18 protein-coding genes are annotated in these 20,908 nt (G+C 65.4%); 14 read left to right on the top strand and 4 right to left on the bottom strand.

Annotated elements, in window-relative coordinates:
- Positions 1-5: 5 nt before the first annotated feature.
- Both AWB78_RS03015 and AWB78_RS03010 read right to left on the bottom strand, forming a co-directional pair.
- Positions 6-986 carry a quinone oxidoreductase family protein gene (locus AWB78_RS03015; protein ID WP_062602096.1) on the bottom strand — a complete coding sequence of 327 codons (981 nt, stop codon included), beginning with the start codon at positions 984-986 and terminating at the stop codon, positions 6-8.
- 34 nt (positions 987-1,020) lie between these two features.
- Positions 1,021-1,788: a hypothetical protein gene (locus AWB78_RS03010; protein WP_062602094.1), complete on the bottom strand. Its 768-nt coding sequence runs from the start codon at positions 1,786-1,788 to the stop codon at positions 1,021-1,023.
- Between the two features lie 138 nt (positions 1,789-1,926).
- Here AWB78_RS03010 and AWB78_RS03005 point away from each other — a divergent pair, with 138 nt between their 5' ends.
- On the top strand, positions 1,927-4,611 hold the full coding sequence (locus tag AWB78_RS03005; protein WP_062602092.1) for a winged helix-turn-helix domain-containing protein: 2,685 nt from the start codon (positions 1,927-1,929) through the stop codon (positions 4,609-4,611).
- A gap of 7 nt (positions 4,612-4,618) precedes the next feature.
- Here the strand turns inward: AWB78_RS03005 and AWB78_RS03000 are convergent, their stop codons facing one another.
- Positions 4,619-6,370: a SulP family inorganic anion transporter gene (locus tag AWB78_RS03000; protein WP_062602090.1), complete on the bottom strand. Its 1,752-nt coding sequence runs from the start codon at positions 6,368-6,370 to the stop codon at positions 4,619-4,621.
- A 213-nt stretch (positions 6,371-6,583) separates the two neighbouring features.
- Between AWB78_RS03000 and AWB78_RS02995 the strand changes: the two genes are divergently transcribed.
- The 11 genes from AWB78_RS02995 to AWB78_RS02945 all read left to right on the top strand — a co-directional run bounded on the left by AWB78_RS02995 (position 6,584) and on the right by AWB78_RS02945 (position 19,120).
- Positions 6,584-9,082: a glycogen/starch/alpha-glucan phosphorylase gene (locus tag AWB78_RS02995; RefSeq protein WP_062602088.1), complete on the top strand. Its 2,499-nt coding sequence runs from the start codon at positions 6,584-6,586 to the stop codon at positions 9,080-9,082.
- The gene (glgX, locus tag AWB78_RS02990; RefSeq protein ID WP_062602086.1) at positions 9,069-11,162 is read left to right on the top strand and encodes a glycogen debranching protein GlgX; all 2,094 of its coding nucleotides are present in this window, start codon (positions 9,069-9,071) and stop codon (positions 11,160-11,162) included. The genes AWB78_RS02995 and glgX overlap by 14 nt, the downstream gene beginning before the upstream one ends.
- An 89-nt stretch (positions 11,163-11,251) precedes the next feature.
- Positions 11,252-12,841, top strand: a complete 1,590-nt coding sequence (locus AWB78_RS02985; RefSeq protein WP_062602084.1) for an aspartate:alanine exchanger family transporter — start codon at positions 11,252-11,254, stop codon at positions 12,839-12,841.
- Between the two features lie 46 nt (positions 12,842-12,887).
- Complete coding sequence (locus tag AWB78_RS02980; RefSeq protein WP_062602082.1) at positions 12,888-13,883, top strand: 2-hydroxyacid dehydrogenase; 996 nt, start codon at positions 12,888-12,890, stop codon at positions 13,881-13,883.
- Positions 13,884-13,895: 12 nt separating this feature from the next.
- Complete coding sequence (locus tag AWB78_RS02975) at positions 13,896-14,567, top strand: VIT1/CCC1 transporter family protein (protein WP_096031732.1); 672 nt, start codon at positions 13,896-13,898, stop codon at positions 14,565-14,567.
- A gap of 274 nt (positions 14,568-14,841) precedes the next feature.
- Positions 14,842-16,074 (top strand): DUF3300 domain-containing protein, encoded by a 1,233-nt coding sequence (locus tag AWB78_RS02970; protein WP_062602078.1) that lies wholly within the window; start codon positions 14,842-14,844, stop codon positions 16,072-16,074.
- Positions 16,075-16,083: 9 nt separating this feature from the next.
- Positions 16,084-16,998, top strand: a complete 915-nt coding sequence (locus tag AWB78_RS02965; RefSeq protein ID WP_062602076.1) for a DUF2950 domain-containing protein — start codon at positions 16,084-16,086, stop codon at positions 16,996-16,998.
- A gap of 81 nt (positions 16,999-17,079) precedes the next feature.
- A complete protein-coding gene (locus AWB78_RS02960) occupies positions 17,080-17,553 on the top strand; it encodes a glycine zipper family protein (RefSeq protein WP_062602074.1) in 474 nt (157 codons plus the stop codon).
- A gap of 35 nt (positions 17,554-17,588) precedes the next feature.
- Positions 17,589-18,176 (top strand): hypothetical protein, encoded by a 588-nt coding sequence (locus AWB78_RS02955; protein WP_062602072.1) that lies wholly within the window; start codon positions 17,589-17,591, stop codon positions 18,174-18,176.
- 35 nt (positions 18,177-18,211) lie between these two features.
- Positions 18,212-18,724, top strand: coding sequence for a hypothetical protein (locus tag AWB78_RS02950; RefSeq protein WP_062602070.1), 513 nt, complete (start codon positions 18,212-18,214; stop codon positions 18,722-18,724).
- Between the two features lie 12 nt (positions 18,725-18,736).
- Positions 18,737-19,120, top strand: coding sequence for an RT0821/Lpp0805 family surface protein (locus AWB78_RS02945; RefSeq protein ID WP_062602068.1), 384 nt, complete (start codon positions 18,737-18,739; stop codon positions 19,118-19,120).
- Positions 19,121-19,158: 38 nt separating this feature from the next.
- On the opposite strand, the gene AWB78_RS02940 is transcribed toward AWB78_RS02945, so the two are convergent.
- The gene (locus AWB78_RS02940) at positions 19,159-20,067 is read right to left on the bottom strand and encodes a hypothetical protein (RefSeq protein ID WP_232477602.1); all 909 of its coding nucleotides are present in this window, start codon (positions 20,065-20,067) and stop codon (positions 19,159-19,161) included.
- Between the two features lie 297 nt (positions 20,068-20,364).
- On the opposite strand from AWB78_RS02940, the gene AWB78_RS02935 reads away from it, so the two are divergent.
- Positions 20,365-20,577: a DUF2964 family protein gene (locus tag AWB78_RS02935; RefSeq protein ID WP_063958926.1), complete on the top strand. Its 213-nt coding sequence runs from the start codon at positions 20,365-20,367 to the stop codon at positions 20,575-20,577.
- Between the two features lie 58 nt (positions 20,578-20,635).
- Positions 20,636-20,893, top strand: coding sequence for an RNA recognition motif domain-containing protein (locus AWB78_RS02930; protein ID WP_062602062.1), 258 nt, complete (start codon positions 20,636-20,638; stop codon positions 20,891-20,893).
- The last annotated feature ends 15 nt before the right edge of the window (positions 20,894-20,908 follow it).

Here is a 20,908-nt window from a genome sequence, read left to right as displayed (position 1 = left end):
TCTCCTCAGACGACGAACACGGACGAACCCGTGGTCTTGCGCGCTTCGAGATCGCGGTGCGCGTCCTGTGCGTCGGCGAGCGCGTAGCGCTGATTGATTTCGATGCGAATGCGCCCGTTCGCGACGTGATCGAACAATTCGGCGGCGAGCGCGTTCTTTTCGGCCGGATCGGCGATGTAATCCGCGAGCGCCGGGCGCGTCAGATACAGCGAGCCTTTGATCGCGAGCAGTTGCGGATCGAAGGGCGGAATCGGACCCGATGCCGTGCCGACGCAGACCATCAGGCCGCGGCGCGCGAGCGAATCGAGCGATGCGTTGAAGGTGGTCTTGCCGACGCTGTCGAACACCGCATTCACGCCTTTGCCATCGGTCAGCTCACGCACGCGCGCGGCGACGTCTTCCCGGCTGTAGTCGATCACATGCGCCACACCGTGCTCACGCGCGACGCGCGCTTTCTCTTCGCTCGACACCGTGCCGATCACCGTCACGCCGAGCAGCTTCGCCCATTGCGACACGATCAGTCCGACGCCGCCCGCCGCTGCGTGCAAGAGCAGCGTGTCGCCCCGCTCGAAGCGGCGGATGCGCGTCATCAGATAGGCGGCGGTGAGGCCGCGCATCGTCATCGCGGCGGCGCGCGTGCAGTCGATCGCATCGGGCAGCTTGATGAGCGGCGCGGCCGAGATGATGCGCTCCGTGCTGTACGCGCCGAGCGTGTTGACGAATCCAGTGTAGGTCACGCGATCGCCTTCCTTCAGGTGCGTGACGTTCGCGCCGACCTTCTCGACGACGCCCGCGGCCTCGACGCCCATGCCCGCGGGCAGCGGCACCGGATACAGGCCGGAGCGGAAGTAGGTGTCCGCGAAATTGAGTCCGACCGCCTCGTGGCGCAGACGGACCTCCGTCGGGCCGGGCTCGCCGACGCTGACTTCTTCCCAGCGCAGGACTTCGGGGCCGCCGGTTTCGTGAAAGCGGATTGCATGTGCCATTGTCTTCATCTCCTGATATTCGTTACCGGTAGTGTCAGCGCGCCTTGTCGGCGAGTGCGGTCCAGTCGGCGTCGCGCAAATAGCGGCGCGCTGCCGGCAGCACGGCGCCTTCGATTCGTCCCATGCGTTCCCACGCGAAGCGCGCGCACGCATGCAGGGCATCTTCGATGACCACGTCGCTCATGGGCGATTCCGCGATGCCCGCGAGCAGTGCCGCTTCGCGTTCGGCGAGGCGGGCGAGTTCATCGAGCTCGGCATCGAGCGCGGAGGTTCGCTCGCGCAATGCCGTCGTCAGTGCCGTCTCTTCGCGATGTTCTTCGCAAAGTCCTTCAATCGTTCGCGGATCGAACCGCTTCATGTGCAGCGCGGCGAGCGCGTCGTCGTAGGTATCCGATTGCCTGCGATGCGCGGCGAGCAGCGCGCCGACCACCTTGGCCACCGCCGGGCGCGCGTCGCTCGGGCAGACCAGAACGGCGACGCCCGGAACCGGCGGCACGGCGCTGCCCTGCGCGATGCAGACGAGGTCGTAGTCACGCGATGCCTCGCGGCCCATATCGCCGAGCGTCGACCCGCCGGGCACGGCCAGCACCGACGCCGCCACGCCCTGGGCGCGCGCCGCGGCCTGAGCGCGGGCGAGCAGCGCTTCGGCATGCCGATGCTGCGCTGCGTCGCCGCCTTTTCCGCCGTTCCGGCAGGCGAACGTGATGCGCGCGCCGAGCGAACGCGCGAGCTCGGCCGTATGGCCAATCGCCTCGACGCACGCGTCGCTGCGCTCGACGGGCACGAGCAGGTGTCGGTACATGATGATCCTTCCGCTTGCAGTTGCACGATTGAATGCATCGTAGTGCGGGGGGCGGGCTCGCGCCCCTCTCGCGTCGGGAGGGGCTTGACGCCAGTGCGCCAAACGAACCATCCTTGTGCGAATTACAAGAAAATTCCGATGCCCAACGACGCCCCCTCCACCGAACTCGTATTGAAGACGATGGCCCCGCGCGCGCCATCCGGCCTGCTCGCGCGCGCGCGCCTCACCGCCGAAAGCGCCGCCGGCGCGGGGCGCCAGATCGTGCTGGTTCAGGCCGGCGCGGGCTACGGCAAGACCTCGCTGCTCGCGCAATGGCGGCGCGAATTTCTGGCGCGCGGCGCGGCCGTGGCGTGGCTGCTCGCCGACGACCGCGACGACGCCGAACGCTTTCTGCGCGCGCTCGTCCACGCGATCCGCACCGGCTGCGCGCGGCCCGCGTTCGGCCGGGTGATCGCCGAAAGCCCGGGCGCGGCCACCGGCGCGTTCGATCTCGCGACCGCGTGGCTCGCCGAACTGGCGCAGCTTTCGCTCGATGTCGTGCTGATCGTCGACGAAGCGGACAGGCTGCCGCCTTCCGGCGCGCAACTGCTCGACTACGTGATGCACAACGCGCCGCAGAATCTGCGCATCGTCGCCGCGGGGCGGCAGGGTCTCGACAAGCCCGCGGCGGAATTGCTCGCCTACGGGCAGGCCGAGCTGGTCGGTCCGGAGGCGCTGCGCTTTCGCGTCGATGAGACCATCGCGCTCGTCACGCAGCGCTTCGGCGCGCGCGTGGACGCCGACGCCAGCGCGCGCCTCTTCGAAATCACCGATGGCTGGCCGCTCGGCCTGCAGCTCGCGCTGACCGCGATGGCGCGCGCACACGATCCGCGCGCGGCGCTCGACAATCTCGCGGCGGGGCCGCGCGGCCTGCGCGAACCGCTCGTCGCGGCGCTGCTCAAGGAACTCTCGCGCGAGGACGAGCGTTTTCTCACGCGCATCAGCGTGGCGGACGTGCTGCATCCCGACCTGTGCGCCGCCCTCACGGACGACGACGACGCCCCGCAGCACCTCGCGCACCTCACGCGCGATACGCCGGTGTTCGTCACCGCCGAAGAAAGCGAATGGTGCCGTCTGCATCCGCTCGTGCGCGACGTGCTGCAGACGCGCTTCGCCGCGCTCCCGGAGCCCGAGCGCGCGGAACTGCATCGGCGCGCGGCGCGCTGGCTCGCGGGTCGCGGCATGCTCGAACAGGCGGCGCGCCACGCGCACGACGCGGGCGATCGCGAGCATGCGTACGAACTCGCGGAACAATCGCTGCACGATGCCGTGAAGCAGGGCCAGCTCGGCACCGTGCTCGACTGGCTGGAGCGCCTGCCGGAGCCGGAGCTGGAGAAGCGTCCGCGGCTGCGTCTGGCCGTCGCGTGGGCGCTCGCGCTCGGCGAACGTCATCAGGAGGCTGAGGTGCAGGTGGAGCGCGTGCTCGCATCGCCGGGCGCCGACGATGCCCTGCGCTACGAATGCGCGCTGATCACGAGCGCGGCCGCCTGGTACGCCGACGATCCCGACCGCTTCCTCGCGCTTTTCGAGCCGTGGGCGCAGAAGCCGCCTCCGAAGGACTCGTGGCTCGCGCAGGCGCACGCGAACCGCCTCGTCGCCCGCGCGATGCTCCTCGGCGAGCCCGCGCAGGCGAGGCGTCTGCAGCAGTCGGTGACGCGCGCGCAGATCGGCAAGGGCCTCGGCTATCTCGCGCGCTGGGGCGATCACATGGTCGGTCTCACGTGGATGCGCGAAGGGCAGGTGAAACTTGCCGAAAGCGTGCTTCTGCCCGCGCTCGCGAGCGCCGAAGAGGACCTCGGGCGGCGTCATCCGCTGACGTGCATGTTCGCGGCGACGTGCGCGTCGATCGCGTATGAGGACGATCGCATCGACGAAGCCGGCGCGCTGCTCGCCAACCGCCTCGACGTGCTCGAGCGCGCGGCGCTGCCCGAGACCGTCGTGCTCGCGTATCGCACGGCGGCGCGCATCGCGGCCTTGCGCGGCGACGAGCATCGCGCGCTCGATCTGCTCGAAATGCTTCACGCGATGGGCGTCGCGCGCAATCTGCCGCGTCTGTGCCTGATAAGCCTCGTCGAGCAGGTGCGCGCGCACGCGGGCCGCTACCGCGCGCAGACCTGCGACGCGCTCGTCGAGCGCATCGATGCGATCGTCGATGAGCACATCGGCGCGCGCGGCCCGATCTGGCGTCAGTCGGCGCAGACGATCCAGGCGATGGCGCGCGGCAGCGCCGCGCTCGCGCGACAGGACTGGCAGGCCGCGATCGAGCCGTTCGAGCGCGCGGAACAGATCGCCACGACGACGAAGTTCGGCCGCCAGCGCATCGAGCTGATGGCCTTGCGCGCGCTCGCGCTCGAACGCACGAGCGGCGAGGGGCGCACGCTGTTCGTCGAAGCGCTGAACCTCGCCCGCGCGTATCGGCTCGGGCGCGTGCTGATCGACGCGCATCCCGCGCTCGCCGACTGGGCCCGGCGCGTGAGCGAGGAAGGAGAGACGGAGCCCGGCGAGCGCCCGATCGTGCCGCCGCATGTCGTGCGCGTGCCGCCGCGCTCGGGCGAGGGCGGGCCGCGCGCGTTGCCGAGCGTGATTCTCACGCCGAAGGAGCGCGAGATTCTCGAACTGCTCGCGCGCAATCTGACCAACAAGGAAATTGCGCTCGCGGCGGCGGTCGGCGAGGGCACGGTCAAGTGGCATCTGAAGAATCTGTTCGGCAAGCTCGACGCGAGCTCGCGCAAGCACGCGGTGCGGCGCGCCATCGCGCTCGGTCTGCTCGAAGGCGTGCAGTAGGTTCCGCTCAGACGAACGGCGTCTGATCGTCGCGCGCGGCGTCGACGTACGCGTCGACCGCGCTGCCTATGGTCGGATGGAAGCACGCGTCGGGGAAAATCGACATCAGTTCGAAGCGCCTGAGCTTGTCGCGCACGGGGTCTTTCATCTCGGCGAAATGCAGCTCGACGCCGCGCTCCTTCAACACGCGATGCAGCTCGCGCAGCATGTCGGCGGAGGTGACATCCACGCTCGTCACCGGCTCCGCCGTCACCACGACGCGCTTCGCCGGCGTGGGCGCTTCCGCCACCGCTTCCATCACGCGTTGCTGGAACAGCTCCGCGTTCGCGAAGAAGAGCGGCGCGTCCCAGCGAAACAGCAGCAGCCCCGGAATCTGCGCGGCATGCGGGTAGCGCTTCATGTCGTGATAACCGCGCAGCCCTTCCACGCGTCCGAGCACGGCGAAGTGCGGGCGCCATCCGTCCCACAGGAATTCGATGACCGCGATCACCACGGCGATGCAGATGCCGGGAATCGCGCCGAACACGGCCACGCCGACGAAACAGGAGATCGACAGCCAGAACTCCCACTGCTGGATGCGGTAGATGCGCTTCAGGTCCGCGAACTCGAACAGGCCGATCGCAGCGGCGATCACGACGGCGGCGAGCGCGCTGTTCGGCAGATGTCGCAGCAGGTTCGGCCCCGCGAGCAGGACGGCCGCGACGGCCAGCGCGCCGACGATGCCCGTCACCTGCGTTCGCGCGCCCGCCGCTTCGGCCACCGGCGTGCGCGACGAGCTGCTGCTGATCGGAAAGCCTTGAAACAGGCCGGTCGCGAGATTGGCCACGCCGAGCCCGATCATCTCCTGATTCGGATCGACGCGCGTGTTGGCGCGCGCGGCGAAGGTGCGCGACAGCACGCTGGTATCGGCGAAGGAGATGAGCGCGACCGCGCAGCCGCCGAGCACGATGCGGACGAAATCGGCATCGCTCAGCCACGGCAACGAGAACGCGGGCAGCCCTTGCGGAATCGGCCCGAGCACTTTCACGCCCATGCGATCGAGCTGAAACAGGTACACGCACAGCGTCGCGAACACGACGGCGATCAGGATGCCCGGCACCTTGTCGAAGCGCTTGAGCAAAAGAATGAGCACGAGACTGCCGGCGCCGACGGCAAAGCTATACCAGTTCGCCTGGCCCGCGGCGAGCGCCTTGCCGAGACTGAGCAGATCGCGAATCGGGCCGTGATCGTCGATGGATATGGCAAAGAGCTTCGGCAACTGGCTGATCAGCACCGTCAGCGCGATGCCGTTCATATAGCCGTACCGGATGGGCTTCGACAGCAGTTCCGTGACGAAGCCGAGCTTCAGCACGCCGAAGAAGACGCACACCAGCCCCGAGACGACCGCCATCATGCCCGCCACGGCCATCGCGCGCGATGGATCGCCCGATGCGCTCAGCACGACGACGGCGAGCACGGGCGCGGCGAGCGCCGAATCGGGGCCGAGCACGAGAATCCGGCTCGGGCCGAAGATCGCATAGGCGATGAGCGGGACGATCGTCGCGTACAGGCCGCATACGCCGGGCACGCCGGACGCCTCCGCATAGGCGACGCCGACCGGCACGAGCATCGTCGTCAGCACGAGACCGGCGACGATGTCGTTCCGAAGCCAGCCCACGCGGTATTCCCTGAGCATCGCGACGCCGGGCAGATAACGCAGCCAGCCGTGCGCGATGCCGTCGGCGCGCTGTGCTGATCGAACGGATTGATCGGATGACATGAGCGATCCATGCGGCGTGTGCACTGATTCTGTTGTACATGGAATCGGGTCGCGGTCCAAGTGCCCGGGCGCACACATCGCGATCGTGTTGAGCGATGAGAATAATGAAGCGCTTAAGACGCATCGATGCAATATTCGATCGCGCGTGCTGCTTGTAATCCCCCGCGCCTAACATATTCTTGCTCAGTGTGATGAGCCGAACGGGGGACGACCATGAGCGATGTTCCTGCAGCCGAAGCAGTCGCGAACGCCAAAGCAGCCGCGAGCGATGTGCCCGGTTATGCGTTTCAGCACGATGTCGTGAGGAATCTGATCTGCCGTCAGGCGCGTTATCCCGACATCGCCACGCCGCAGGACTGGTACATGGCGCTCGCCTTCAGCGTGAGGGATCGCATGCTCGCGCGCTGGGCCGCGTCGACGAAAACCTATGCGGCGAAGGACGTGAAGGTCGCCTGCTATCTTTCCGCGGAGTTTCTGATCGGGCCGCAGCTCGGCAATAACCTCCTGAATCTCGGCATGGAGGCGGAAGCGCACGACGCGATGCGCGCGCTCGGCCAGCATCTCGACGATCTGCTCGCGCTCGAAGAAGAACCGGGCCTCGGCAATGGCGGCCTGGGACGTCTCGCCGCGTGCTATCTGGATTCGCTGGCGACGCTGGAAATACCCGCGATCGGCTATGGCATCCGCTATGAGTTCGGCATCTTCGATCAGGAGATCCGCGACGGCTGGCAGGCGGAAAGCACGGACAAGTGGCTGCAGAAGGGCAATCCGTGGGAGATCGTGCGCCCGGACGTCAGCTATTACGTCTCGTTCGGCGGACGCACGGAAAGCACGACGGATGCGGAAGGCCGGCTGCGCGTGCGCTGGATTCCGGCGCGACAGGTGAAAGGCGTGGCGTGCGACATGCCGATGCAGGGTTATCGCGTCGATACGTGCAACATCCTGCGTTTGTGGAAGAGCGAGGCCGTCGAGTCCTTCGACTTCCAGGACTTCAACGCAGGCGAATATTACGAGGCGGTGGAGGAGAAGGTCGTTTCGGAGACGCTTTCGAAAGTGCTCTATCCGAACGACGAACCCGAGGCCGGCAAGCGTCTGCGTCTCGCGCAGCAATACTTCTTCGTCTCGTGCTCGTTGCAGGACATGCTGCGTCTGATGGATGCGAAGGGCACGCCGATCGAGCGCTTCGCGGACCTTTTCGCCGCACAGCTCAACGATACGCATCCGTCCGTCGCGGTGGCCGAGCTGATGCGCCTCCTGATCGACGAGCGCCTGCTTTCATGGGATGCCGCATGGGACATCACGCAGCGCACGCTGGCTTACACGAATCACACGTTGTTGCCCGAGGCGCTCGAAACATGGGGCTTGCCGCTCTTTCAAAGCCTGCTGCCGCGTCCGCTCGAAATCATTTACGAAATCAATCGACGTTTTCTCGATGAAGTGCGCCGCCAATATCCGGGCGATGAAGCGCGCGTGAAGCGCATGTCGCTCATCGACGAAACCGGCGACAGGAAAGTGCGCATGGCGAATCTCGCGACCGTCGGCAGTCATGCGGTCAACGGCGTGGCCGCGCTGCATTCCGACCTGCTGAAGCAGACGGTGCTGCGCGATTTCGCCGAGATGTATCCCGGGCATTTCACGAATGTGACGAACGGCGTCACGCCGCGCCGCTTTCTGATGCTGAGCAATCCCGGCCTCGCGCGCCTGCTCGACCAGACGATCGGCGACGACTGGACCCGCGATCTCGCACGGCTCGACGCACTCGTCGCTCACGCCGACGATCCCGCCTTTCACGACGCATGGCGCGCGATACGGCGCGGCAACAAGACGGCGCTCGCGGCGCGCATCAGGAACACGACGGGCATCGACGTCGATCCCGACGCGCTCTTCGATATCCAGGTGAAGCGCATCCACGAATACAAGCGCCAGCATTTGAACGCGCTCTACATCATCAGTCTTTATCGGCGTCTGTGCCGCAATCCGGATCTCGGCACCGCGCCGCGCTGCTTCATCTTCGGCGGAAAGGCCGCGCCAGGTTATGCGATGGCGAAGCTCATCATCCGGCTCATCAACGGCATCGCGGAAGTCGTGAACAACGATGCGGCGATCAAAGGCCGGATGAAAGTCGTGTTCTATCCGGACTTCAATGTGAAGAACGGCCACTGGGTCTATCCCGCCGCCGATCTCTCCGAGCAGATTTCGACCGCGGGCAAGGAAGCGTCCGGCACGGGCAACATGAAGTTCATGATCAACGGCGCGCTGACCATCGGCACGCTGGATGGCGCGAACGTCGAGATTCGGGAAGAAGCGGGCGCGGAGAACTTCTTTCTCTTCGGCCTCACCGCGCAGCAGGTGGATGAATTGAAACGCGCGGGATATCGCCCGGCGGAGTACGCGCAAGGAAGCGACGATCTGCGCGATGCGCTCGATCAGATCGCGCAAGGCCGCTTCTCGCGCGGCGATAAGGACATGTTCCGCCCGCTGCTCGATAACCTGCTGCAACACGATCCTTTCCTCGTGCTCGCCGATTTCGCGGATTACGTCGCGTGTCAGGACCGTGTGAGCGAAGCATGGCGCGACACGCGGCAATGGACGCGCATGTCGATCATGAATACGGCGCGCTCGGGCAAGTTCTCGTCGGACCGCGCGATCAGCGAGTATTGCGAGCGCATCTGGAAGACGCGTCCCGTGAGGATCGACCTTGCTCAGCCCTGAAGCGCACGTCCAGCGCAGCTACGGCACGAAGCCCGGCTCGCGCTTTCCGCTCGGCGCGACGGTCGTGCCGGGCGGCGTCAATTTCTGCGCGTTCTGCCGGCACGCGACGCGCGTGGAGCTGCTGCTCTACGACGGTCCCGACAGCACGGAGCCCTTTCAGGTCATTACGCTCGCCGCCGACGAGCACCGCACGTTTTTCTTCTGGCACGTGCTCGTCGAGGATATTCCGCTGCGCTGCTGCTATACGTGGCGCGTGTACGGCCCGCTCGGTGTGCCGCAGATGAGCGACGAAGCCGCGAGCCGCAAGGAACTGCTCGATCCGCACGCGCGCGCCGTGAGCGACCGCTTCTACGACCGCCGGCAGGCCACCGCGCCCGATGCGGCGGAACATGCGTCGCTCAGGGGCATCGTCACCGAGCCGCTCGATCCGCGCGACGACGATATCGACATCCGCACGCTCGACGACGCGATCATCTACGAGCTGCACGTCGGTGGCTTCACGCGGCATCCGTCGAGCGGCGTGCGTCATCCGGGCACGTTCGCGGGTCTCATCGAGAAAATACCTTATTTGAAGGCGCTCGGTGTCACCCATGTCGAACTGCTGCCGGTGATGGCCTTCGACGAGCAGGACATTCCCGCCGTCGCCGCCGAGCGCGGCCTCCGCAATTACTGGGGCTACAGCACGCATAGCTTCTACAGTCCGCATCCGCGCTATTGCGTGGAACCGACGCGCGCGCCGCAGGAGTTCCGCGATTTCGTCGATGCCTTGCACGCGGCGGGGATTCGCGTGCTGCTCGATGTCGTGTTCAATCACACATCGGAAGCGGGCAACAACGGGCCGGTGATCCACTTCAAGGTCTTCGCCAACGAGGCCTTTTATCAGATCGACAAGAACGACGCGCGGCATTATCGCGACTTCACGGGCTGCGGCAATACCGTCAACTGCAATCATCCGCTCGTATCGGCGTTCATCATGCGCTGCCTCGAATACTGGGTGCGCGAACTGGGCGTGGACGGTTTCCGCTTCGATCTCGCGAGCGTGTTCGTGCGCGGGGAGCAGGGCGAGCTGTTGCGCACGCCGCCCTTGCCCTGGGCGATGGAAGCATCGCCGGTGCTCGCGCGCGTGCCGCTGATCGCCGAAGCGTGGGACGCGGGCGGCCTCTATCACGTCGGCGCGTTTCCGGGCATGGCGTGGGCCGAGTGGAACGGACGTTACCGCGATGCGATCCGGCGCTTCGTGCGCGGCGATCCGGGCATCGTCGGCGAAATGTGCACGTGCATCGCGGGCAGCGCGGATATCTATCAGGACGACGGCCGGCTGCCCACCAACAGCATCAACTTCGTCACCTGTCACGACGGCTTCACGCTGAACGATCTCGTCAGCTACGACGCGAAGCACAACGAGGCGAACGGCGAGGACAATCGCGACGGCAGCAACGACAATCTGTCGTGGAATTGCGGCGCGGAAGGCGACACGGCCGATCCGGCGATCCTCGGGCTGCGTCTGCGGCAGGCGCGCAATTTCATGGCGATCCTGCTATTGAGTCAGGGCGTGCCGATGCTTCTCGCGGGCGATGAAATCCTGCGCAGTCAGCGCGGCAACAACAACGCGTTCTGTCAGGACAACGCGCTCTCGTGGATGGACTGGCATCTCTCCGACGACGCGCAAGACATGCTGCGCTTCGTGCGCGAGATGATCGCGCTGCGCAAGCGTCATGCGAGCCTGCGCCGCCGCCGCTTTCTCACGGGGCGTCCGGCGAACGGGCAGGGTCATCCCGATGTCGCGTGGCACGGCGAGCGGCTCGACGCGCCCGCATGGCACGATCCCGGCGCGCGCTTCGTCGCGTTCACGCTCGCGGAGCAGGCGCCGGGCGAGCCGATGTTGCACATCGTCTTCAACATGAACGACGATGCGCGCGACGTCGCGCTGCCCGTCCTCGACAACCGGAGCTGGCGGCGCATCGTCGATACGGCGCGCGAATCGCCGCAGGACATTGTGCCGGATGTCGAAACGGCGGATATCGAGCGCGGCGCATGCCGCGTGGAGGCGCGCAGTGTCGTCGTGCTGGAATCGCACTGAATGCGCACGGTGGTGCTGGACTGCGCGCCACAAAGCGCCTTTAATGTTCGTGTACTGCTGAGTTGCTTTGTCCATCCACAGGAGGCGGCATGGATGCAGTCAGAACCTTCCTCGAAAATCAGTCGTTGTTCGCGCTCTTTCTGACGATCGCGCTGGGCTATCTCATCGGCGAGATCAACGTCAAGGGCGTGGCGCTCGGCTCCGGCGCGGTGCTGTTCGTCGGGCTCGCGATTGGTGCATTCGCGCCGAAATCGGCGCCGCCCGCGTTGCTGGGCACGCTGGGGCTGCTGCTGTTCCTGTACGGAATCGGCATCCAGTACGGCGCGCAGTTCTTCCACGGCCTCACGAGCCGCGACGGCATGAAGGCGAACGTGGCCGCGTGCATCGGCGTGATCGCGTCGGGTCTCGTGTCGTGCGCCTTCATTCACTTCGGCATCAAGCTCGCCGATTCACTCGGCATGTTCGCCGGCAGCGGCACCAGCACGGCGAGTCTGCAGGTCGCGATCGCATCGATGAAGAGCAACGATGCGGCCGTCGCCTATAGCGTCTCGTATCCGTTCGGCGTCGCCGGGCCGATCCTGTTTCTTTACATGCTCAACGTCGCGCTGAAAGTAAAGATTCAGAAGCCGCCCGCGAAGATTCTCGAAACGGCGGAGATCGCGCTGAAAAACGCGAACCTCGTCGGTCTCAAGATGGCCGAGCTCGCGAGCCGTCTGCCTTCGGGCGTCGTGATCGCGGCGGTGCGGCGCGCGCATCACAATCAGCTTCCCACGGCCGATTTCACGCTGCGCGCCGACGACGTGCTGCTCGCCACCGCCACCGACCGGCGTCTGCTCGACGAAGCCACCGCGCTGTGCGGCGAGCTTCAGCCGGGACGCATGGCGAGCCATCGCGAAGACCTCGACTACATGCGCGTGTTCGCGTCGAATCCGGCGGTCGTCGGCATGGCGCTCGGCGATATCCGTTTCCCCGACGGCGTGAACTGCGCGATCGCGCACGTGCGCCGCGGCGACGCCGACATGCTCTCGACGCCCGATCTCATTCTCGAAGCGGGCGACCGCGTGGGCCTGCTCGTCAACCGCGCGCATCAGGCGACGATGCGCACGTTCTTCGGCGATTCGATCAAGGGCACGGCCGACCTGAGTTTCATCTGCCTCGGCATCGGCGCGGCGGTGGGCCTGCTCGCGGGCGCGATTCCGCTGCCCGTGCCCGGGCTTTCCGCCTTCAGCCTGGGGCTCGCCGCGCTGCTGCTGGTCGCGCTGTGTCTCGGCAAGGCGCGGCGCAACGGCCCGTTCGTCTGGGTGATGCCGCTCTCCGCGAATCTCGTGCTGCGCAATCTCGGCCTCACGATCTTTCTCGCGCAGGTGGGCATATCGTGCGGGCCGAAGTTCGTCGCCACGGTGGGCACCGCCGGACCGCTGCTGCTGCTTTACGGCGTGATCACGCTGCTGGTTCTCGTCGGCGTCACCGCCGTGTGCTGTCTGTGGATCTTCAAGCTGCCCTTCGATACGTCCGTGGGCGTGATCTGCGGCGCGACCGGCAATCCGGCGATCCTCGCGTTCGCCAATCGCATCGCGCCGACGGATCAGCCCGACATCATGTACGCGATGATTTTCCCGTCGATGACCATCGTCAAGGTACTTTTCGTGCAGATCGCCATATCGCTCGCAGCAGGCTAGACTTTCGCCGTGCGGCGCCCGAACGACTGTTGAGGAGGAGCACATCATGGAAGTGGCGATATTCAGTTCGACGCCTTACGAGCGGCAGTATCTCGACGAAGCGAACAAGGCCGAGCATCACAAGCTCAAGTACATCGACGTGTCGCTGGACATGGATACCGTCGAGCTCGCGGCGGGCTATGGCGCCGTGTGCGTGTTCGTGAATGACAAGGCGAATGCCGAGGTGCTCGAAGCGCTGCACAAGGGCGGCACGCGGCTCGTCGCCCTGCGCTGCACGGGCTTCAACAACGTGGATCTCGAAGCGGCGGCGAGGCTCGGCATGAAGGTGGTCCGCGTCGTCAACTACTCGCCGAACTCGGTGGCGGAACATGCCGTCGCGCTGTTGCTCGCGATCAATCGCAAGGTGCATCGCGCCTACAACCGCACGCGCGATTCGAACTTTTCGCTCGACGGCCTGATCGGCTTCGACCTGTACGGCAAGACGGTCGCGGTGGTCGGCACCGGCAAGATCGGCTGCGTGTTCGCGAAGATCATGCAGGGCTTCGGCTGCCACGTGTTCGGCTACGATCCTTATCCATCGAAGCAGTTCGAGGCGCTGGGGCTGAAGTACGCGACGGCCGGCGAGATCGGCGAGCGCGCGGATATCGTCGCGCTCTTTTGTCCGCTGACGCCGCAGACGCATCACATCATCAATGCGGAATCGCTCAAGCGCGCGAAGCCCGGCGCGCTGCTGGTCAACACGAGCCGCGGCGGGCTGATCGATACGGAAGCGGTCATCGAAGCGCTGAAGAGCGGCCAGCTGGGCGGCCTCGCGATCGATGTGTACGAACAGGAAGCGGATCTCTTCTTTCGCGATCTGTCGAGCGAGATCATCACCGACGATGTCTTTCAGCGGCTCGTCTCGTTCCCCAATGTCATCGTGACCGGGCATCAGGCTTATCTGACGCGCGAAGCGTTGACGACCATCTGCGAGACCACGTTGCAGAGCGTCACGGCGTTCGAGAAGAATCAGCCGTTGGAAAACGAGGTCAAGGTCGGATAGCGGAGCATGCCCATGCTTGCGGAGACTTCGCAGGAAGAACGCGCGCGGGAGCCCGTGCTCGATACCGTCGATCGCGTGTCGGAACTGTGCTTCGGCCTCTTCATGGCCTTGACCTTCGTCGGCACGGTGTCGGCGGCGACGGGCGGAGAGGACGCCGGGCGCAAGATGCTCTACACGGCGCTCGGCTGCAATCTCGCGTGGGGCCTCGCCGATGCCGTCATGTATCTGGTGCGCACGATCGTGAACCGCGGGCGCAGGCATGCGCTCGCACTCGCGATACAGCGCGACTACGATGCGGCGGCAGGGCTGCGTGCGTTGCGCGACAGGGTGCCCGCGGCGCTCGACAGCTTCTTTTCCGACGCCGATCTCGAATCGATACGCAAGCGCATCGCCGCGAACGACCGCCTGCCCGAGCGCGCGCGCTTCGTGCGTGACGATTTTCTCGCGGCGCTGGGCATTTTCATCATCATCGTGCTGTCGACCTTTCCTGTCGCGCTGCCCTTCGTCATCCTTGAACATGTTCCGACAGCATTGCTGATTTCGCGCATCCTGACACTCGCGATGCTGTTCATCTGCGGGTATGCATTGGGCGGCTATGCGGGCTGGCGAGGCTGGAAAGCCGGTCTTTCGATGATGGCGCTGGGCGTGCTTCTGACCATGGCGATCATCGCTTTAGGCGGGTAATTAAAAGCGCGGGCGCGCGGCATGAGATCGAATAAACACCTACGCCCGGATTCTTGAAATCGCTAAAGGGTTCGCATATCTTCCAATCATCATCCTTTGGCACGATCGGTCTTTCAACGCGCATCAGGCTGCAAACGGCAATACGAAACGACAAAAACGCTGTTCCGGTCACGGCATTGCGCACGCATTCGATTCCCGGTTGCGGCGTGACCCGGATAGCCGAAAAACGCGGTGTTGCATCAGCCGCATCGAGGTTCGGGGCGAGTACAAGACGATGCGCAACTTCATCGGCGTGCTGATCGTGGCGTCCGCGCTCGCATTCGGCGCAAGCGTGCAGGCGCAGGCGCCGGCGGCGAGCGGAGAAGTGCCCGTTGCGATGAATCCGGCCGACCTCGACACGCTCGTCGGCCCGATCGCGCTCTATCCCGACGATCTCATCGCGATCATTCTTCCCGCATCCACTTATCCGGTGGAAGTCGTGCAGGCGGACCGTTTTCTCGATCGCAGAAAAACGCAAAAGGATCTGCCTGTGAACGAAGCATGGCAAGACCCGGTGAAAGCGCTTCTCAATTACCCGGAAATCGTGAAGAAGATGAGCGCGGATCTCGACTGGACCGTCGCGCTCGGCGAAGCGGTCGTCGCGGATCAGAGCGCCGTCTTGCAGGCGGTGCAGCGCTTTCGCCGGCAGACGCAATCGGTGGGCAATCTGAAGACCGATGACAAGCAGACGGTGGTGGTCGAGAAGGAAGTGATCAGGATCGTGCCGTCGAATCCGGAAGTCATCTACGTGCCGCAGTACAACCCGTCGACGGTGATCGTGAGCAGCCCGACGCCCGTCTATACCTATGCGCCCGCGCCGTATCCCGTCTATTACTATCCGTATGCGCCCGGCGCGGCCTTCGCGACCGGCCTCATCTGGGGCGCGGCGATCACGGCGGCGTGGCATGGCGGGCATTACGAGACCCACTACAGCGGCGGCAACAACACGATCAACATCAATCGCGAGAGCAATGTCAATCGCACCGAAGTCAGGAACGAGCTGAGCAATCGCGCGGCGAACCGCAGCGGAACGGGGACGCAGCAGTCGAGCACGTGGCGCTCCGAGAAACAGCCCGGACAGGTGTCGGGCACCGGCGCGCGCGCATCGACGCCACGTGTGGGCGATGCGCCGTCGCGCGCGGGCAGCGGCAGTCCCGGCGCATCCGGCGGCACCGAGCGCGCCGCCGCGCGCACGCCGACGGGCACGCAGAACGCAGCGCGCGCGCAGAACACGGGCAACTATCAGGGACAGGGACGCGGCGGCGACGCGTTCAGCGGATACGGCTCCGCGCAGGCCGCGCGTGCGGACAGCGCGCGCGGCGCGGCGAGCCGGCAGTCGATGTCGGGCGGTCAGGGAGGCCGCGGTTTCCAGGGCGGCGGAGGCGGCGGCTTCCAGGGCGGCGGAGGCTTCTCCGGCGGCGGCCGCGGCGGATTCGGAGGCGGCGGCGGCCGCGCGGGTCGACGATAGGAGCGGATCATGAACGGATCGACGCGTCTGTTGCTTGCACTTGCAACCATCGCGATGCTGCTCGCGCCACCGCGCATTCTCGCCGCCGACAGGCAGCAGACCTTCGCGACGCCCGAGGCAGCGGTCAGCGCGCTGGAACAGGCGCTGAAATCGAACGACGATGCTGCGCTCATCGCGATCTTCGGCAACGCGCACAAGTCACTCGTCGTGACGCCCGACGAAGCCGAGAATCGCGAGTTGCGCGCCAATGCGCTCGCGGAATTCAACGCGTATCACATGCTGGAGGAAACATCGCCGGACCGGCGCATTTTGCGTATCGGCGACGAAGCATGGCCGATGCCGATTCCGCTCGTGCGCGAAAAAGGTGCGTGGCGCTTCGCGACGGAAGAGGGCGAGCAGGAGGTGCTGGACCGGCGCATCGGCGCGAGCGAGCGTGAGGCGATCAAGGTGCTGCGCGCCTATCTCGATGCGCAACGCGAATACGCGACGCGCGATCGCATGGGCGACGGCGTGCTGCAGTACGCCCGCAAGCTCGGCAGCTCGCCCGGCAAGCGCGACGGACTCTACTGGCCCGCCAATGAAGCGAAGGGCGAGGAGCCGAGCCCCTTCGGACCCTTGATCGCGGCGAGCGCGAATTATTTCAAGGATCGGAACCCGGGCGACGCTTATCACGGATACTACTTTCGCATCCTCACGAGGCAGGGAAAGCACGCGCCGGGCGGCGCGTTCAGCTATATCATCAACGGGCGCATGCTGGCGGGCTTCGCGTTGGCCGCGTATCCCGCGCAATATGGCGCAAGCGGCGTGATGACTTTTATTGTCAATAACAACGGGGTCGTGTATCAAAAGAATCGTGGCGCATCGGCGCCGCCGCTGAGCGAATTCGATCCCGACGCATCCTGGACCCGTGTGCAGGAGCCTTGACGAATGACGAACCGGCGCCGATCTCGTGCGATCCCGGGAGTGATAAAGTCATTAGCCGATCAAATCAAGCAAGGAGTCCCCATGAATGCCACGAAATTGCGTGCGGGCTGCGCCATCGTGATCGCCGTACTGGCGCTCGATGCCATGGCGCAGAGCAAGCCCATCGCGTATCCCGCCAAAGGACAGAGCCCACAGAAGCAGCAAAGCGACGACGGCGCGTGCTATAGCTGGGCGAAGAGCAACACGGGCATCGACCCTGCCACGGCATCGGCGGCGCCGCCTCCGCAAGGCGGGCCGGCCGTGGGCGGCGGCGAACGTGTGGGCGGCGCGGCGCGCGGTGCGGCGGGCGGCGCGGTGATCGGCGCGATCGCGGGCGATGCCGGCAAGGGCGCGGCCATCGGCGCGACAGCCGGAACCATGGCGGGCGGCGCGCGCGCCCGGCAGAACAAGCGCGCGCAGGAATCCAACGCGCAGGCGCAGAGCCAGAACGCGATGTCCACCTACTACCGCGCGTGGGCCGCCTGCATGCAGGGACGCGGTTACACGATCCAGTAAAACCCTTCCAGCGTCAATAAAAAAGGAGCGCCATCATGAAGCGCATGAGCCTCGCTGTCCTGTCGTGCCTTGCGATCTCCGCAAGCGCTTATTCCGCCGACCCCGTGACCGACATGAGCGTCACGCGCAATGCCAGCGGCGCCACGGTGCAGGGCGTCGCGAAGGTGACGGCCACGATCGTCGGCATCGATCCGGCGACCCGCACCGTCACGCTGAAAGCCGCATCGGGCAAGGTGATCGAGCTCGAAGTCACGAAGGAGGCGCGCAACTTCGATCAACTCAAGATCGGCGATGTCGTCAACGCGCAGTATCGGGAATCGCTCACCTTGAGCCTCCTCGACAAGAAGACGCAGGCGTCGGCCGCCGAGAGCGAAACGGAGCAGCGCTCGCCGCAGGGCGCGAAGCCGGGCGGCGAGGTCGGGCGCGAAGTGACGATCATCGCGGACGTGGTGGCCGTCGACAAGCACACGAAAACGGTCACCTTGCGCGGGCCGAAGGGCGGGATGGTGGATCTGCATGTGGAGGACCCGGAGCGCCTCAAGCGCGTGAAGAAAGGCGATCAGGTGAAAGCGGTCTATACGGAAGCGTTCGCGATTTCCGTCGAACCGGCCGCGACAAAATAGCCGGGAACCGGCAGAGGGCAACGCGGGAGAGACCAATGAAAAAGCGCTTTGCATTCGCGTTGACGCACGGCGCGTGCGCCGTCGCGCTCGCGCTGGCGGGTTGCGCGCAGCCCGAGCAGCGCGTTCAGGCCGGCATGGATCAGCAGGCGATCATCGCGAAGCTCGGGCCGCCGAAGGAAACCTATGATCTGCCCAACGGCGGCAAGCGTCTGATGTGGCCCACGCAGCCGATGGGATCGACGACCACCGCCGTCGATCTCGATGCGTCGGGCAACGCCGTCAGCGTGCGGCAGGTGCTCCAGGAGAACGAGTTTTATCGCGCCGAGGTCAACAAGTGGACGCGCAACGACGTGATGACCACGTTCGGCCGTCCATTCGAAACGGCGTATTTCAAGCGGATGGATCGTGAGGTGTGGTCGTACCGATACATGGAAAACAACATCAGCCACATGATCTTCAATTTCTATTTCGATCCGCAGGGCGTGCTCAGGCAGACGCAGAAGCAGCCGGACCCGAAATTCGATCCCAGCCAGCGTAACAAGTTCTGAACGGAGAGGGACATGAGCGCCAAACCAGGTGGTCTCACCGGTGGCGTGCTCGCCACGCTTTTCCTGTCATGCACGTGCGCGCAGGCCGCGAACCTGAATTTCCTCAAGGACACGCCGATCAGCTATATGAAGCCCGCTGACCGGAAAGCGCTCAATCGCGCGGCCCAGCAGGCGCTCGACACGAAGAAGGACGGCGAAACGGCCAAATGGAGCAATGAAGGCACGGGCAACACCGTGCCTATCGAGGGCACGGTCACGCCGCGCGATACGGTCCAGCGCGAAGGCGAGACGTGCCGCAAGGTCACGATCACGGCGGTCGCGAAGGGGCAGACGCAGACCTGGACGCCGACCGCCTGCAAGAAAGGCGGCGCGGAGTGGCAAATCAAGAAGCAGTGAGCAAGAAGCAGTGAGCAGGAAGCAGCGAAGCGCGCCGCTCAGAAGCTCACCGCGAAGCCGAACGACACGCCGTGAACGTTATGGCCGAACACATAACGCACCATCGCGCGCGTGCGCGTGACGATGACCGGATACCGGCTGCTGTCCAGTTCCAGGCCGACCCCGAGTGACGTCAGGTCGTTGAAACCGAGTACGCCGGCGCTGTCGCCGAAGTAATGCGAGTAGGCGGTTTCGAGCACGTAGCGCACCGGCCGGTCGAGCGCGGCCAAGCCTGTGGGCGCACGCCAGCGCGCCCACAGGCTGAACTGCTGCGCGGTCGCGGAGCCCTGCACGGCCTGCGACGATCCCCCGAAGCTGCGCAGGTAGATATCGGTTGCGCGGAGTTCGAGATCGATCTCGTAGTGCTCGCGGTAATGCTCCAGATCGAGCATGAGCGAGCCGCCGACGCCGTAGGCGTTGAGCGCGCCGTCTTCGAGGAACTGGAGATTGGCGTCGGCGACATGATTGAAAACCGTTTGCGCGACGCGCACGTCGCTCGCGACGCGTCCGATCATGCCGTTGATGATCGGACGCAGGCGCAGCTCGCTCGTGATCGGGAAGTCCCAGCCGACGCCGATCGTCGTGCTGACCGTGTTCCACTTGGTCGGCACGGCGCGCTCCACGTCGCCGTCGTTGGCGACGAACGTCGGATCGTAGCGGCTGTAGGCGACCGTGCCTTCGAGGTAGAGCGGAAACGACTTGCTGAGGGTGAAGCCGCCGCCGAGCTGCGTCTGGCCGAAGCCCGGATTGCCGCTCGTGCCGCTGTTGATGGAAAGCGAGCTCGTCGTGACGTCGGGTACGGCGGTGTACGACATGACCGCGAGCACGGCGTTGGCGTACCGCTGCACGTTCGTACCGACGACGGTGCGATCGGGCGTGCCCTGGGCCCGCGCGCTGCCCGCCGTCATGGTGAACAGAATGACGAGCGTCGAGAAGATACGCAACCGGCTCGGAGAGAGTATCGGCTTTCGCATTGTCCGGCGTTTGCTTGAACGTTGAACGGCTGGTTGGTCGTGAGTTTCATTCGGCCACCTGGCCGCCTTCGGTCGAATGAACGGAGACGTTGCCCGGTTCCACGGTGACACGCAGCAAATGTATCGTACCGATCGCCGCGCGCCAAGCACGTTCCGTACGAGAGTGTTCACAAGGCGGCCAAGGATTTCCTAAACTGAAGCTATCTCGCCAAATGCATCCGGGAGAATTCGATGAGACTGAACGAGCCTCGCATGGTGGTTGCCTCGATCGGCGTCTTCATCTGGCTCGCCGGGCTTTACTTCACGATTCACGGCCTCCTGTACGAGGTGAAGCCCGAATTCCGCTACGGCATGTGGGCGCTCGGCATCGGCATCGTGACATTCGTCGTCGCGCTGAATCCGCTTGCGCAGCGCAAGTCGGGAAAGCGCGACAAGTCGGCCTGACCGCTCGTTCATGCGCCAGGCTTTGGAAGCATCGCAGGACTCACTGGAGAACTTCGCAATGGGTGAACTCTGGCTAGGCAATGTAGAAGAGTCGACGACCGACGACGAAATCCGGGATTTTCTCTGCAACTACGGCTTTCCTCCGTACGATTCGATCCAGCGCGTGCCCGGCACCGGCGAGCATCCGGCCGCGGTCGTGACCTTCGATGGGATCGAGCCGCACGTGCTGCGCACGTTTCAGCCGCGCATCCACAACATGTTCTGGAAGAATCGCACGCTCGTGGTGCAGGTCATGCCCGGGCGCAACGAAACCTGACGTCGTCGTGACATG

Origin of the sequence: Caballeronia calidae, from assembly GCF_900044055.2 — a bacterium.
Taxonomy (GTDB): Bacteria; Pseudomonadota; Gammaproteobacteria; order Burkholderiales; family Burkholderiaceae; genus Caballeronia; species Caballeronia calidae.
The sequence above is the reverse complement of the archived record's forward strand: the minus strand, read 5'-3'. Positions and strand labels throughout refer to the sequence as shown.